This is a genomic window from Peribacillus sp. B65 (genome assembly GCF_058513295.1).
Window position 1 is genome coordinate 5,163,524 of record NZ_CP195840.1, and the last position, 15,138, is coordinate 5,178,661.

14 protein-coding genes are annotated in these 15,138 nt (G+C 41.1%); all 14 read left to right on the plus strand.

Going from position 1 to position 15,138, the window contains the following annotated elements:
- The first annotated feature begins 29 nt into the window (after positions 1 to 29).
- The 14 genes from purR (at position 30) to spoVT (ending at position 15,091) form a co-directional block, all read left to right on the plus strand.
- Positions 30 to 854: a pur operon repressor gene (gene purR, locus ACSR9O_RS25275; protein WP_101225907.1), complete on the plus strand. Its 825-nt coding sequence runs from the start codon at positions 30 to 32 to the stop codon at positions 852 to 854.
- Between the two features lie 10 nt (positions 855 to 864).
- Positions 865 to 1,242 (plus strand): RidA family protein, encoded by a 378-nt coding sequence (locus ACSR9O_RS25280; protein ID WP_202190662.1) that lies wholly within the window; start codon positions 865 to 867, stop codon positions 1,240 to 1,242.
- Between the two features lie 193 nt (positions 1,243 to 1,435).
- A complete protein-coding gene (gene spoVG, locus ACSR9O_RS25285; protein ID WP_034316332.1) occupies positions 1,436 to 1,732 on the plus strand; it encodes a septation regulator SpoVG in 297 nt (98 codons plus the stop codon).
- Between the two features lie 637 nt (positions 1,733 to 2,369).
- Positions 2,370 to 3,743 (plus strand): bifunctional UDP-N-acetylglucosamine diphosphorylase/glucosamine-1-phosphate N-acetyltransferase GlmU, encoded by a 1,374-nt coding sequence (glmU, locus tag ACSR9O_RS25290; RefSeq protein WP_101225909.1) that lies wholly within the window; start codon positions 2,370 to 2,372, stop codon positions 3,741 to 3,743.
- Between the two features lie 15 nt (positions 3,744 to 3,758).
- A complete protein-coding gene (locus ACSR9O_RS25295; protein WP_061440331.1) occupies positions 3,759 to 4,712 on the plus strand; it encodes a ribose-phosphate diphosphokinase in 954 nt (317 codons plus the stop codon).
- 312 nt (positions 4,713 to 5,024) lie between these two features.
- On the plus strand, positions 5,025 to 6,005 hold the full coding sequence (locus ACSR9O_RS25300; protein WP_491725290.1) for a sulfonate ABC transporter substrate-binding protein: 981 nt from the start codon (positions 5,025 to 5,027) through the stop codon (positions 6,003 to 6,005).
- A gap of 12 nt (positions 6,006 to 6,017) precedes the next feature.
- Positions 6,018 to 7,190 (plus strand): FMNH2-dependent alkanesulfonate monooxygenase, encoded by a 1,173-nt coding sequence (gene ssuD, locus ACSR9O_RS25305; RefSeq protein WP_491725291.1) that lies wholly within the window; start codon positions 6,018 to 6,020, stop codon positions 7,188 to 7,190.
- Complete coding sequence (ssuC, locus tag ACSR9O_RS25310) at positions 7,156 to 7,938, plus strand: aliphatic sulfonate ABC transporter permease SsuC (RefSeq protein ID WP_230178759.1); 783 nt, start codon at positions 7,156 to 7,158, stop codon at positions 7,936 to 7,938. Before ssuD ends, ssuC begins: the two co-directional genes overlap by 35 nt.
- Before the next feature lie 13 nt (positions 7,939 to 7,951).
- Positions 7,952 to 8,704, plus strand: a complete 753-nt coding sequence (locus tag ACSR9O_RS25315) for an ATP-binding cassette domain-containing protein (protein ID WP_491725292.1) — start codon at positions 7,952 to 7,954, stop codon at positions 8,702 to 8,704.
- A gap of 171 nt (positions 8,705 to 8,875) precedes the next feature.
- Entirely contained in the window at positions 8,876 to 9,514 is a 639-nt protein-coding gene (locus tag ACSR9O_RS25320) for a 50S ribosomal protein L25/general stress protein Ctc (protein ID WP_101225935.1), read from the plus strand.
- A gap of 258 nt (positions 9,515 to 9,772) precedes the next feature.
- On the plus strand, positions 9,773 to 10,333 hold the full coding sequence (gene pth, locus ACSR9O_RS25325; protein ID WP_101225913.1) for an aminoacyl-tRNA hydrolase: 561 nt from the start codon (positions 9,773 to 9,775) through the stop codon (positions 10,331 to 10,333).
- Positions 10,334 to 10,438: 105 nt separating this feature from the next.
- Positions 10,439 to 10,669 carry an anti-sigma-F factor Fin gene (gene fin, locus ACSR9O_RS25330; protein WP_034316319.1) on the plus strand — a complete coding sequence of 77 codons (231 nt, stop codon included), beginning with the start codon at positions 10,439 to 10,441 and terminating at the stop codon, positions 10,667 to 10,669.
- Between the two features lie 160 nt (positions 10,670 to 10,829).
- Positions 10,830 to 14,366: a transcription-repair coupling factor gene (gene mfd, locus ACSR9O_RS25335; protein WP_230178761.1), complete on the plus strand. Its 3,537-nt coding sequence runs from the start codon at positions 10,830 to 10,832 to the stop codon at positions 14,364 to 14,366.
- A 188-nt stretch (positions 14,367 to 14,554) separates the two neighbouring features.
- Entirely contained in the window at positions 14,555 to 15,091 is a 537-nt protein-coding gene (spoVT, locus tag ACSR9O_RS25340; RefSeq protein ID WP_063235918.1) for a stage V sporulation protein T, read from the plus strand.
- The last annotated feature ends 47 nt before the right edge of the window (positions 15,092 to 15,138 follow it).

The following is a 15,138-nucleotide window of genomic DNA, read 5'->3' on the forward strand; positions in this document are numbered from 1 at the left end:
TATTCGGAATTCACAAAGGGGGTGTCTCAATGAAATTTCGTCGCAGCGAGAGGCTAGTCGATATGACCAATTATTTATTAGAACATCCGGGGGAACTTGTTTCGCTGACTTATTTTGCTGAAAGGTATAGTTCGGCAAAATCCTCTATCAGTGAAGATTTGACGATCATCAAAGATACCTTTGAACAACGCGGGATAGGATCTTTAACAACCGTTCCAGGTGCGGCCGGTGGAGTGAAATATATTGTTTCCATCAAGGAAGAAGAAGCCAATGCCTTCATTGACGGATTATGCGATACGATTGCTAGTCCCGAAAGGTTGCTTCCTGGCGGTTATCTATATATGACAGACATATTAGGACATCCGCAAACCGTGAATAAGGTTGGAAGGATAATCGCCTCAATGTATGCCAAGAAAAATGTCTCAGTCATCATGACAATGGCAACCAAAGGGATATCATTAGCATACGCCGTGGCAAATTATTTGAATGTTCCAGTTGTCATTGTAAGAAGGAATAACAAAGTAACGGAAGGTTCTACAGTGAGCATCAATTATGTTTCTGGCTCTTCAAAGAGGATTCAGACTATGGTACTCTCTAAGAGAAGCTTGGTTGAGGGTTCGAATGTATTAATTGTAGACGATTTCATGAAGGCTGGGGGTACCATCAACGGTATGGTCAGTCTATTGGATGAATTCAAGGCAACAGTTGCCGGAATTGCGGTGCTGGTCGAATCCGAACATACGGAGGAGTGTCTTGTCGAGGACTATGTTTCATTAATCAAGTTGACGCAGGTAGTTGAAAGAGACAAGAAAATCAATGTCAGCCGAGGGAATTATTTTACGAAAAAGGAATAGGGGGAATCATATCATGAAAACGATACATACGGATGAAGCACCGGCAGCGATCGGACCATATTCACAAGGCGTGATCGTGGATAAGTTATTTTTCAGTTCAGGACAGATCCCACTTACTGCTTCTGGTGAGATGGTGACAGGGGATGTCAAGGAACAAACACACCAGGTCTTTAAGAATCTCCAAGCTGTATTGAAAGAAGCTGGGGCTTCATTGGAAACTGTCATTAAGGCTACAGTATTCATTAAAAGTATGGACGATTTCGGTTCGATTAATGAAGTATACGGAGAATATTTTTCTGCTCACAAACCTGCTCGCTCTTGTGTAGAGGTTGCTCGGCTTCCGAAAGACGCACTAGTGGAAATAGAAGTAGTAGCGCTCGTTAAATAAACGGGCGTTTTTTTATTTTTTTAAAGGCAATTCGTAATGGGTAATTTTCCTTTAATATAAGGGTGATTTTTAGTATTTTAAAAAACTAGGCTGAATTTTCTAAAAAAATTACAGATAATAGAAGGAGTTCACGTTTTTTTGTTGAATATGTACTTTAAGTTTTAACAACAACAAAAAGGGATGGTGAGCTTAAATGGAAGTAACTGACGTAAGATTACGCCGTGTGAATACGGACGGTCGTATGAGAGCTATCGCATCAATTACACTGGATAATGAATTTGTGGTTCATGATATTCGTGTGATCGACGGAAACAATGGTTTATTTGTAGCAATGCCAAGTAAACGAACTCCAGATGGAGAATTCCGGGATATCGCTCATCCAATCAATTCCTCGACACGCGGGAAAATTCAAGAAGCTGTCTTGACAGAATATCATCGATTGGGAGAACTTGAAACTGAATTAGAGGAAGCTGGAGCAGGTGCTTCTTAAAATAACATTACTTTTAAACTTTAAAATTATAATTCGTGCATCTAGAGCCTACTTCATAAGTAGTGCTCTTTTTTATTTATTCAAAATCGGATAAGTTTAGAACTTGTCCGCTCATCATGCAGATATTTACCCTAATGAATTTATAAACCTACGTTGTTATCTTCAAAAGTTTAAGTACCCGTCCTTTTTAATTTTTAAACCTTTTTTGTCCACCCAGATATTGAAATTCCTGTAAGTGGAATTAAAGGGATGCCACTTAATCTAGCCATCTGGTTGAAGATGAAATGATTTGGTAACCTGATTTCGGAATGGGAGTTAACAAAGGGTGAAGTATGCCCAAATGGCTTGGACATAGGGTATGGCGCACCATGATAGTGTTTTGGGATAATGGGGTTGGCTGGTGTTATAAAAGGCAGGAGACATTGTTTCTGTATTATGCTGTTAATGAAAATGACATCGACCATGATGTAAAATAATTCTCCAAGGTCCAATAATAACATTTATAACCTTGTCGAAAATCGAACTTTTTTCACCTGATCGGTTGACAATTATATGTACTTTTAATTGTTACCTTGAAAAGAATCACTATTTGAGATAATATTTTTAGTGGATAAAAAGGTGAAAATGGAGGCCTGTTATGAGTAATCGCTATGCAATAATATTGGCCGCTGGGCAAGGTACTAGGATGAAATCTAAGCTTTATAAGGTTTTGCACCCTGTTTGCGGGAAACCAATGGTACAACATGTTATCGATCAAGTCAATCAACTTCAAATAGAAGAAATTGTAACAGTCATCGGCCATGGAGCTGAAAAAGTTCAAGAACAACTTGGTGATTCATGCAAGTATGCCTTACAAGAACAGCAATTAGGTACGGCACATGCTGTAATGCAAGCGGAAAGCGTTTTATCCGTAAAAAGTGGTACGACCCTTGTTATTTGCGGTGATACGCCTCTGATTAAAGCGGAAACGATGAAAGAGCTTATAGCATTGCATGAGCAAAGTCAGGCGAAAGCAACAATCTTAACAGCATATGCAGATAACCCTGCTGGCTATGGAAGGGTCCTTCGCGGTGAAGGCGGACTTGTAGAAAAAATCGTAGAGCATAAGGATGCCTCTGATGAAGAAAGATATGTTAAGGAAATAAATACCGGTACATATTGCTTCGACAATCAAGCATTGTTTAACGCGCTGAAAAAAGTTTCAAATGAAAATGTCCAGGGAGAATATTACTTACCGGATGTTATTGAAATCTTAAAACAGGAAGGCGAAGTGGTGACGGCCTTCCAATCCAGTGATTTCGAGGAAACATTGGGTGTGAATGACCGTGTGGCTTTATCACAGGCTGAGCAGGTTTTAAGGAAACGCATCAATGAAAAGCATATGAGGAATGGTGTAACGATCATCGATCCGCTTACTACGTTCATTGAAGCGGATGTACAAATCGGGCAGGATACAGTCATTAACCCTGGGTCATTCATTAAAGGAAAAAGTATTATCGGGCAGGATTGCTTAATTGGCCCGAATACGGAAATCAGTAATTGTGAAATTGGTGATGGAACGGAAGTCCTCCAATCGGTTGTACATGAAAGCAGTATTGGAAGTTTTGTAAAAATCGGTCCATTCGCACATGTTAGACCTCAATCAGATATTAAGGATTCCGTTAAGATCGGTAATTTTGTCGAAATTAAAAAGACCGTTTTTGGCAAAGGAAGCAAGGTATCGCATTTGAGTTATATTGGTGATGCAGAGGTTGGGGAGAATGTTAATATAGGCTGCGGATCTATTACCGTGAATTACGACGGGAAAAATAAATATTTGACGAAGATTGAAGATAATGTTTTCATAGGCTGCAATTCTAATCTGGTTGCACCTGTAACGGTAGGAGAAGGAGCATATGTAGCTGCTGGGTCAACCATCACGCAAGATGTACCGCAGGATGCCCTATCCGTTGCCCGGGCTCGTCAAGTTAACAAAGAAGATTATGTAAAGAATTTGAAATTTAATAAATAACCGACGGAGGTCATCATGTCAAATCAGTATTTAGATCCTAATTTAAAAGTATTCTCTTTAAATTCAAACTTCGATTTAGCTCAGGAAATTGCTGCTGCAATCGGTGTTGAACTTGGAAAATGTAGCGTAACAAGTTTCAGTGACGGTGAAGTTCAGATTAATATTGAAGAAAGTATTCGTGGCTGTGACGTATACGTAATCCAATCAACAAGCCAACCAGTCAATGAAAATTTAATGGAACTTTTAATTATGATCGATGCTCTTAAACGTGCTTCAGCTAAAACGATCAATATTGTAATGCCATATTACGGTTATGCCCGACAAGATCGTAAAGCGCGTGCGCGTGAACCAATTACAGCTAAACTTGTCGCAAATCTTTTAGAAACGGCTGGTGCCCACCGTGTAATCACATTAGATCTTCACGCACCACAAATTCAAGGTTTCTTCGATATTCTGATCGATCACCTTGTTGCTGTTCCGATTTTAGCTGATTTCTTCAAGGAAAAAGATTTAAGTGATATCGTCATCGTTTCCCCAGATCATGGCGGTGTAACTCGTGCCCGTAAAATGGCCGATCGCCTAAAAGCGCCGATCGCCATTATCGATAAGCGCCGTCCAAGACCGAACGTGGCTGAAGTCATGAACATCATTGGTAATATTGAAGGGAAGACAGCAATACTGATTGATGACATCATCGATACTGCAGGAACTATCACACTAGCGGCCAATGCCCTTGTGGAGAATGGCGCTAAAGCAGTTTATGCTTGTTGTACACACCCAGTCCTTTCAGGTCCTGCCATCGAAAGGATTCAAAATTCAACGATCAAGGAATTGGTCGTGACTAACTCGATTGCCCTATCTGAAGATAAGAAAATCGATAAAATTGTTGGACTTTCTGTAGCACCATTGATTGCAGAGGCAATTATTCGTGTGCATGAGGAACAATCAGTCAGCACATTATTCGATTGATAACATAATAAACAAAAACACGGCGGGCCATCGGGCTCGCCGTGTTTTTGTTTAAAAGTTTCAGAAAATACTTAATTCTTAGTTGACAGATGAGAATAGTAATAATAAAATAGCTATACAAATTCAATTCATATTCATGGAATGAAAAACTGTACTAACGCAGGTACATACTGGTTAACGCCGATCGGACTACCGAAGGCTCCTTTTCACTTACCAATAAAACATTGGGCATCATTTTGCCCTATTGTCTTATCGGTGAAGGAAAGGAGCCTTTTATTTTTATATAAATAGTTTAAGAAGGGTGTGCAGAATATGAAGAAAAAACGAAAGATATGGCTCCTATCCATTTTTAGCATCTTCATGCTGATAGTGAGTGCATGTGGGCAGGAAAAGAACAGCTCCACAAGTGCTGACGCAAAAGAATCAGAGAAAACCATCCAAATCGGTTATCAAAAATTCGGGACATTAAATATTTTAAAATCAAAAGGGAATCTGGAAACACGTTTAAAAGAAGTGGGATATACCGTCGATTGGACTGAATTCCCTGCAGGACCTCAGCTGCTTGAAGCCTTGAATGTCGGCAGCATTGATTTTGGGCACACAGGGGAGGCGCCGCCGATATTTGCACAAGCAGCCAAGGCACCACTTGTCTACATTGCCAATCAACCGGCAAACCCATCAGGAGAGGCTATAGTCGTACAAAAGGATTCACCCATTAAAAATGTGAAAGAGTTAAAGGGAAAGAAGGTTGGCTTGAATAAAGGTTCAAATGTTCATTACCTATTGGTCAAAGCGTTAGAGGAAGCAGGTCTTACTCTTGATGACATTCAGCCCGTCTACTTGCCACCGGCTGATGCGAGAGCTGCTTTTGAAGGAAACCAAATCGATGCCTGGGTAATATGGGATCCATTTTTATCAGCGGCGGAATTGGAGCTTGAAACGAAAACGATCCGGGATGGAGAAGGACTGGTTGCGAATCGAGAATTCTTCTTGGCAACTGATTCATTTGTCCGGAACGAAGAGGCTTTGAAGATCATCAAAGAAGAACTGATAAAAGTTGATAAATGGATTGAAGAAAACCCAGGGGATGTCGCTGAGTTTTTATCTCCGGAAATTGGAATGAGTGTGGAGGCATTAGAAAAAACATTAAATAGAAAAGAATACGGACTTGAGGAGATTTCCAGTACGGTTTTGGATGATCAACAAAATATTGCCGATACATTTTACAATCTTAAATTAATTCCAAGCAAAATTAATGTTCTAGATGCATCTGCAGATGTTAAAAAAAATTAAGGGGGAAATAAAATGAAAGTATTTTGGTTTTTGCCATCACATGGGGAAAGTCGCTATTTAGGATCGACAAAGGGAGGGAGAGCGATTACACTTCCTTATTTAAAACAAATTGCACAGGCAGTTGATCATTTGGGATTTGAAGGGGCTTTGCTTCCAACGGGACGATCCTGTGAGGATGCTTGGGTAGTTGGTTCTTCATTGATTTCTGCAACGGAAAGAATGAAATTTTTAGTTGCTATCCGTCCAGGTTTAATGTCGCCAACCTTAGCTGCGCGTATGGCTTCAAGCTTCGACAGGTTGTCGAATGGCCGTCTTTTGATCAATGTTGTAACTGGGGGGGACCCGGTCGAATTGGCAGGTGATGGCGTATTTCTGGATCATGGGGAACGCTATGAGCAAACAAATGAATTTCTCGATATCTGGAGAAGGGAAATGTCTGGTGAGAGTGTGGAATATGAAGGGGAGCACTTAAAGGTTGAAGGTGGAAATATTCTGTTGCCACCTGTACAAAAACCGTACCCACCGCTCTATTTCGGAGGTTCATCCGATCCAGCCATCGATATATCGGGAAAGCATATTGATGTCTACTTGACTTGGGGTGAGCCGCCGGTGCAAGTGGCTGAAAAAATTGAAAAGGTACGTAAAAAGGCAGCAGAGTACGGACGTGAAGTCAGATTCGGCATTCGCATGCATGTCATCGTAAGAGAAACGGAAGAAGAAGCTTGGCAGGCAGCGGACGAACTCATTAAATTTGTGGATGATGAAATGATTGAAAATTCACAAAAGATTTTTGAACGGTTTGATTCAGTGGGACAGAAGAGGATGTCGCAACTTCATAAAGGAAGCAGGGATTCACTCGAAATCAGTCCAAACTTATGGGCGGGTGTTGGTCTAGTGCGCGGGGGCGCCGGTACAGCACTAGTCGGAAGTGCTGAAAATGTTGCCGCCAGAATGAAGGAATATGAAGAAATCGGAATAGAATCCTTTGTTTTATCCGGGTACCCTCACCTGGAAGAAGCGTATAGAGTTGCTGAATTATTATTCCCTTTGCTCCCTGTTGAACAGCAGCAAGCTCCCGTTTCAAAAGCTACGAGCCCATTCGGGGAAATACTGGCTAATGACCACTACCCTACAAAAGGAAGTGAAATTGATGATGCAGAAAAAGTTAAACAAAAAGTTCAATAGGTTCCACCTCATATCATGGCTTGTGCCCATTCTCCTTTTGGTAACTTGGCAGCTGCTGTCATTGTGGGGGATTTTGTCGGATCGGATATTGCCTGCCCCGACTGAAGTATTTCAAGCAGGTGTTGCTTTATTGGAGACAGGTGAACTTATTGATTATATCGGCATCAGTGCTCAGCGTGCCTTCATCGGCTTTTTAATAGGCGGTGTCATTGGTTTTGTACTGGGTTTATTAAATGGATTATCATCCATTGCAGAAACCTTATTCGATACATCGCTTCAGATGTTACGTAACATTCCGCATTTAGCTTTAATACCGCTGGTGATTCTATGGTTTGGTATAGAAGAAGAAGCGAAAATCTTCCTTGTCGCCCTAGGGGTTCTGTTTCCTATCTATTTAAATACATTTCATGGAGTGAAATCGGTGGATAAGGAATTAATCGAAGCGGCGAGGGTTTATGGGTTAAGTGGTTTTTCTTTATTCTGGAATGTGATCCTCCCTGCAGCCTTTCCCTCCATTTTGGTGGGTATCCGCTTCTCCCTTGGAATCATGTGGGTCACATTAATTGTAGCAGAAACTATATCCGCCAATTCCGGAATAGGATATATGGCTATGAATGCCCGGGAATTCATGAGGATGGATATTGTTGTTCTCAGTATTCTCTTATATGCCTTATTGGGAAAAATATCGGACGTTGCGGCCAAAATAATTGAAAAAAGATGCTTAAAGTGGCATCCATCATACCAATGAGGAGGTCATTTGCATGAAAAGTGGAAATTCGTTGGAGTTGCAGGGTGTAAGAAAGAATTTTGGGGAGTTTGAAGTATTAAAGGGAATGGACCTCACCTTTAAAAAAGGGGAATTCGTAGCCATTGTCGGCAAAAGTGGATGTGGAAAGAGCACATTGCTTCGTCTTGTGGCAGGACTGGAAAAGCCGACGGGCGGGCAGATACTGGTGAATGGAAAGCCTTTGAATGGATTAAATAAATCGTCACGTACGATGTTTCAGGATGGAAGGCTGTTTCCTTGGAAAAAAATCCTTGAAAATATTGGTGTAGGCTTAAAAGGGGATTGGAAGCCAAGTGCTATGGAATTACTGGAGCAAGTGGGCCTTGCCGATCGAGCAAATGAGTGGCCGTCCGTTTTATCTGGGGGGCAGAAACAAAGGGTGGCATTAGCGAGGGCATTGGTGAACCAACCCGACATACTCCTCTTGGATGAGCCGCTAGGGGCATTGGATGCTTTGACTAGAATTGGCATGCAAAGGCTGATTGAGGAACTATGGAGGAAAAGGGACTTTACTGCCTTACTTGTTACACATGATGTTGAAGAAGCCGTAATGCTTGCCGATCGTGTCTTATTAATCGAAGAAGGCAAAGTCGTCATGAATAAGGAAATTAATCTGCCGAGACCGCGGAAAAAGGATAGCATTCAATATTCATCACTAGCAGCCCAAATCCTTAACCGGGTGATGCAAGTTGAGGGGGAAATGGAAAAAAAGGCGATTCACGCTTGAATCAGAGAAAAAAATGAAAAAAGTTTTTTGTAGCAAATTCCTATGTTTACCATATGTTTATCACCTTCTTGCTTCCTTTGGATTTTACCTTTCATGTTTAATGCTTCGCCATTTAGGGAAATGTTAAATATAGAGAAACTTGCAATTCATATTCAGGAAGGCGGAGGATGTATGAGTAATATATTAGCTGCAAAAGAACGTACGGATTCAAAACACTCTAATTTAAGGAATTTGAGAGAAAGCGGCGAAATCCCTGCGATAGTATATGGCAATAAAAATGACAGTACGGCCATTTCAGTCAATAATATTGAGCTTCAAAAGACAATCAAGGAAATAGGCCGTAATGGAATCATTTCTTTGGACTTGGAAGGTAAGAATTATAAAGTCATGCTCTCTGACTATCAAAAGGATCCAATAAAGAACTCCATTTATCATGCAGACTTTTTAATTGTAGATATGTCCGCCCAATTACAGGCACAAGTACGCGTTAACCTTGTAGGTGTTTGTAAAGGCGTGAAAGACGGCGGGGTCCTTCAGCAGTCTCTTCATGAAGTGACGGTTACAGCTAAACCTAATGACATTCCTGACTCCATCGATGTTGACGTTACCGAACTTCAGGTAGGAGATACAATCTACATATCCGATATTCAAACGAATAAACAAGTTACAATCGACAACGATGGTGAAGAAGTCGTTGCATCTGTTCTGGCTCCTCGTCAGGAAGAGGAAATAAGTACAGGTGAACAGCAAGATGGCGGTATCCCTGAAAATGAAGAAGGCAGGGAAACCAAGGCATCACCAGAGTCATGATGCCGGGATTAAACAAGTGAATCGTGATATAATAGGCGTAGCTCTTAACGAGTTACGTCTTTTCAATCTCTGGATCATCCATTTAAGCCGGACCATTTTTTCGTGATCGACTCCTTTAATAGGGTTTTTACTAATTAGTTCTCCGGTAGCTTGCAGGCAAGGTTGAAATTAGGGTACTATTTTTCTAAGGTCAATGATCTTGGAAAAACTTCGTCCCAGCGTAACTCCCTAAATAACCGTAATGACGGAGTGTGAATCATGAAAATTATTGTAGGGTTAGGGAACCCAGGTAAACAATATGAAAAAACTCGGCATAACGTCGGATTTGAAGTAATAGATGAGTTATCCAAAAGATGGTCGATCCCACTTGATCAAGCAAAGCATAAGGGGATCTATGGTGCAGGAATGGTAAAGGGAGAAAAGGTTTTATTGCTTAAACCCTTAACCTACATGAATTTGTCAGGAGAATCCATTTCGGCTGTCATGCATTTCTTTAAGGTGGATATCGCGGATGTTGTCATTATATATGATGACCTTGATTTGCCTCCAGGGAAGCTTCGCCTTCGTCAAAAAGGAAGTGCAGGCGGTCATAATGGGATAAAATCTTCAATTGCCCATTTGGGTACGCAAGAATTCAATCGAATCAGAATAGGGATTGGCCGCCCGATTGGCCGTATTCCGGTATCTGACTATGTCTTAGGGCGCTTTTCGCCTGAAGAATGGGATCATGTCGGTGCAACGATCGAAAAAAGTGCAGCTTCTTGTGAAGCCTGGTTGGAAAAACCATTTCTACAGGTAATGAACGAATATAACCAATAAGCAGAGAGTAGATATAAGTAAAGAATAATATCTTCCTGTTTCGCTGAATAAAACCCCTCTATTTTTGTACATACTAACACTATTACTAAAATAGGGGGTTACCAAATGGCTCTCCATTATCGATGCCGACATTGCGGAACTAAGCTGGGCTCAATCGAGGCACACTCACTGAGTACGGAGCAGTTAGGTTTTAATCAACTTACCGATGAAGAGCGACAAGAGATGATCGTTTATGATTCTGAAGGGGATATGCATGTAAGGGCGATATGTGAAGACTGTCATGAATCGCTGCAAAGGAACCCTGATTTATATGAAAACGATTATATTATTCATTAGCGGGAGAGGGCTTTGGACAAAATCCAAAGCATTTTTCCGTTTGTCTGGAATCCAGGGCACAAAAAAGTGCCTTTAATAAAAAGGACGCTTGGTTAAATGGCCAAGTTCTAATACAAAGAATTCAAATGTTTTTTGCACGTTAAGAGAGGGGGGAAATAAAATGAATGGATTACAGAACTTGTTTTCCAAACAAGATGATGTTCATTCGTTAATAGCCGGCATCGATGAAGGACTTAAGGAGCAAATCGTCTCTGGTCTGACAGGTTCCTCGAGATCACTATTGCTGGCTTCCGTATATGAAAAGACGAATAGGCCTATTTTATTGGTTACCCATAATTTATTGCAAGCACAAAAATTCCATGAGGACTTATCCAGTTTCATTCCCGAGGAAGAATTATATATATATCCAGCCAATGAATTGATAGCGGCTGATTTGAGTGTAGCCAGCCCGGAATTAAGGGCTCAACGTGTAGAGGCATTGAACTTTTGGGCGGAAGGAAAGAAAGGGATTGTCATTGCGCCAATTCCAGGGGTACGTCGTGTGCTTCCTCCAAAGGATATTTGGAAGAGGCATCAGCTAGCATTTAATTTAGGGGAAGACATCGAGCTTGAATCAACGCTTAATAAATTCATTGCCATGGGTTATAACCGGTCTGAAATGGTTGCTTCTCCAGGTGAATTCAGTATCAGGGGCGGCATAATCGATATTTATCCGATCACCGAACCTAATCCAATACGAATTGAATTATTCGATACCGAAATAGATTCAATAAGGACCTTTTCAAGCGAAGATCAGCGATCCATCGAGAAACTCAAGAAGGTGACGATTGGTCCCGTCAGTGAGGCTTTGCTAGAGACAGAGCATATCGAAAGAATCATAACAAGGCTCGAGAGCGGATTAAGTAAAAGCTTGAAAAAACTTAAAGACGAGAAAACTAAGGAACAGCTGGTTCAAACGATCAGTTATGAACTTGAACAGCTGAAAATGGGAAATATACCTGACAAAATCTTTAAATACTTAAGTTTAGCGTATGAGGATCCAGCTAGTTTAATAGATTATTTACCGGTAAATGGTTTGGTTTTCTTAGATGAAATCAGTAGAATCCAGGAAATCAATGATTCTTTGGAAAAGGAAGAGGCTGGGTGGTACACAGACCTTTTAAGTCAGGGACAAATTATCCATGATATAAAATTGGCTCATCCCATGCAGGAATTAATAGTGAAATCCAGCAGGCCGTTTGTATACCTTTCATTGTTTTTACGGCATGTACCGCATACGAATCCTCAGAATATCCTGAATTTTGCCAGTAAACAAATGCAAAATTTCCATGGACAGATGAATGTGTTCAAAGCTGAACTGGAACGTTGGAAAAAAGGTAAATACACAGTCGTCATACTTGGACAGGATGAAGAACGGGTAAAAAAGCTGCATTCGGTTTTGGCCGATTATGATATAGAGGCCGCAGAACTGTTTAATGCGGACAGCATTCTTCCAGGTAAAGTACAGATTTTACGCGGCAGTCTGAATAGCGGCTTTGAATTACCTATGCAAAAATTCAGTATCATAACGGAAACGGAATTATTCAATAAGAAGTCAAAGAAATCAATACGGAGACAGAAACTATCGAATGCGGAGCGAATCAAAAGTTATTCCGAACTGAAGATCGGTGACTATGTCGTTCATGTTAACCACGGAATCGGTAAATACTTGGGTATTGAGACCCTTACGATCAACGGGGTCCATAAAGATTACCTGAATATTCGTTATCAAGCGGATGACAAATTGTATGTACCTGTCGACCAGATTGATCTTGTCCAAAAATATGTCGGTTCTGAAGGAAAGGAACCGAAGCTTTATAAGCTAGGTGGAACGGAATGGAAACGTGTCAAAAGCAAGGTTCAATCATCCGTTGAGAATATTGCCGATGATTTAATCAAGTTATACGCAGAAAGAGAAGCGGCAAAGGGCTATGCCTTTTCACCTGATGGTGATATGCAGAGGGAATTCGAAACATCATTCGCTTATAACGAAACGGAAGATCAATTACGTTCCATCGTCGAAATCAAAAAGGATATGGAACGGGAACGGCCGATGGATCGTTTATTATGCGGTGATGTTGGATATGGGAAGACAGAGGTGGCCATCCGGGCCGCTTTTAAAGCCATAATGGATGGCAAGCAAGTTGCATTTCTTGTTCCGACCACAATCCTCGCCCAGCAGCATTATGAAACATTAAGGGAGCGTTTTCAAGATTATCCGATTTCGATTGGTCATATGAGCCGTTTCCGGACTAAAAAACAGCAAACCGAGACGATTAAAGGATTGAAGGCCGGCACGGTGGATATTGTGGTTGGTACGCATAGGATTTTATCCAAAGATATCGTGTACCGCGATTTGGGATTGCTAATCATTGATGAAGAACAGCGCTTTGGCGTTACACATAAGGAAAAGATCAAACGGTTAAAAACTAATGTGGATGTACTGACTTTGACTGCGACGCCGATTCCAAGAACCCTTCATATGTCCATGTTGGGCGTGAGGGATTTGTCCGTCATCGAAACACCGCCTGAGAACCGGTTCCCGATCCAAACTTATGTCATGGAGTATAATGGCTCGTTGGTAACGGAAGCGATAGAACGGGAATTGGCCAGGGATGGTCAGGTTTACTTCCTTTACAATCGGGTAGAGGATATAGCAAGAAAAGCAGAAGAAATTTCCATGCTTGTGCCCGATGCCCGTGTCACCTATGCTCATGGGCAAATGACAGAGCAAGAACTGGAATCCGTCATGTTCAGCTTTTTAGAAGGCGAATATGATGTTTTGGTGAGTACAACCATTATAGAGACGGGTGTTGATATCCCGAATGTCAATACGCTTATCGTGAATGAAGCGGATAGAATGGGACTTTCACAGCTCTATCAGCTGCGTGGGCGTGTAGGACGATCCAATCGGGTGGCATATGCATTCTTCACTTATAGGAAAGATAAAGTGTTGACTGAAGTGGCAGAAAAACGTCTTCAATCCATTAAGGAATTTACAGAATTGGGTTCAGGGTTCAAAATCGCGATGCGTGATTTATCCATCAGGGGAGCTGGAAACATCTTGGGGGCTCAACAACATGGCTTCATCGATTCAGTCGGTTTTGATCTGTATTCACAAATGCTGAAAGAAGCGGTAGATGCGAAACGTAATGACCAGCCAGCCGAAGAAAAGAACACCCTTGAAATTGATGTTGAAGTGGATGCTTATATCCCTGATGCCTACATAATGGATGGACATCAGAAAATAGAAATGTATAAAAGGTTCAGAGGTATTGCTTCGCTTGAAGAAGTGGAAGAATTACAGGATGAAATGATCGATCGTTTCGGAGAGTATCCAGACGAAGTTTCCTTTTTATTCATGATTGCCGAAATGAAGGTATATGCTGAAAAGGCCGGAATTGAAAGCATTAAACAATTAAAGCAGGAAATCAGCATTATCCTTAGGGAAAAGGTCAGCAGCGATGTGGATGGACAAAAGGTGTTCGAGCTGGGATCGAAGTATGGCCGTATGGTCGGCTTCGGCATGGACGGCAATAGAATGAAGCTGGTCCTGCACATAAAGGGCGTAGAACAAAGCAAATGGCTTAATATCTTATTTGAGATGACCAAGGGTTTACAGTATGTAAAAAAAGAGACTCAAGCCACAAAAAACTAAAATTGAATGATAGTCCTCTTGAAGAAATTTTTTTAGGTACCATGGTAAAAAAATGCAACAAAAAGAAAAATTTTTTCAAAGTGCATAGAACTTACCATTAGAAAAATACTAAGTACAATAGCTGGTGATGATTTTGCTACAAAATGAGGATTTATCAAATCAATTAGATGAAAGTGAGGCAACATTAGATGAAAGCAACTGGTATCGTTCGCCGAATTGATGATTTAGGAAGAGTCGTCATCCCGAAAGAAATTCGCAGGACCCTCCGTATCCGTGAAGGAGATCCACTGGAAATATTTGTGGATAGGGATGGGGAAGTCATCCTTAAGAAATACTCTCCTATTAGTGAATTAGGCGATTTTGCTAGGGAATATGCAGAAGCACTTTATGATAGCCTTGGAAATCCAGTTATGATTTGTGATAGGGATACTTACATTGCAGTGGCAGGCGGCTCCAAAAAAGAATACTTAAATAAAAGCGTTAGTGAACTAGTGGAAAAAATCATGGAAGAAAGAAATCCTGTCCTGGAGTCTCCAAATGGACAAATTTCATTCGTTGATTCCAATGATGAAGAGGTCCAATCTTATACTGCAGCTCCGATCATTGCGAGTGGCGACCCGATTGGTGCCGTCTTGATTTTCTCTAAAGATAGTACCATTGGTGAAGTGGAACAGAAATCGGTTGAAACAGCAGCAAGTTTCCTAGCTAGACAAATGGAACAGTAACCTTGGACATGCCATTATATTTTTAAAGGTGGAAAGGGCAGCAATCG

Bases quoted from the DNA above. Each gene is read 5' to 3' on its own strand.
- ACSR9O_RS25320 (WP_101225935.1), top strand. From the start codon at position 8,876: ATGAGTAATATATTAGCTGCAAAAGAACGTACGGATTCAAAACACTCT.
- glmU (WP_101225909.1), top strand. From the start codon at position 2,370: ATGAGTAATCGCTATGCAATAATATTGGCCGCTGGGCAAGGTACTAGG.
- spoVG (WP_034316332.1), top strand. From the start codon at position 1,436: ATGGAAGTAACTGACGTAAGATTACGCCGTGTGAATACGGACGGTCGT.
- purR (WP_101225907.1), top strand. From the start codon at position 30: ATGAAATTTCGTCGCAGCGAGAGGCTAGTCGATATGACCAATTATTTA.
- ACSR9O_RS25300 (WP_491725290.1), top strand. From the start codon at position 5,025: ATGAAGAAAAAACGAAAGATATGGCTCCTATCCATTTTTAGCATCTTC.
- ACSR9O_RS25295 (WP_061440331.1), top strand. From the start codon at position 3,759: ATGTCAAATCAGTATTTAGATCCTAATTTAAAAGTATTCTCTTTAAAT.
- pth (WP_101225913.1), top strand. From the start codon at position 9,773: ATGAAAATTATTGTAGGGTTAGGGAACCCAGGTAAACAATATGAAAAA.
- ACSR9O_RS25315 (WP_491725292.1), top strand. From the start codon at position 7,952: ATGAAAAGTGGAAATTCGTTGGAGTTGCAGGGTGTAAGAAAGAATTTT.
- ssuC (WP_230178759.1), top strand. From the start codon at position 7,156: ATGATGCAGAAAAAGTTAAACAAAAAGTTCAATAGGTTCCACCTCATA.
- spoVT (WP_063235918.1), top strand. From the start codon at position 14,555: ATGAAAGCAACTGGTATCGTTCGCCGAATTGATGATTTAGGAAGAGTC.
- ssuD (WP_491725291.1), top strand. From the start codon at position 6,018: ATGAAAGTATTTTGGTTTTTGCCATCACATGGGGAAAGTCGCTATTTA.
- mfd (WP_230178761.1), top strand. From the start codon at position 10,830: ATGAATGGATTACAGAACTTGTTTTCCAAACAAGATGATGTTCATTCG.
- fin (WP_034316319.1), top strand. From the start codon at position 10,439: ATGGCTCTCCATTATCGATGCCGACATTGCGGAACTAAGCTGGGCTCA.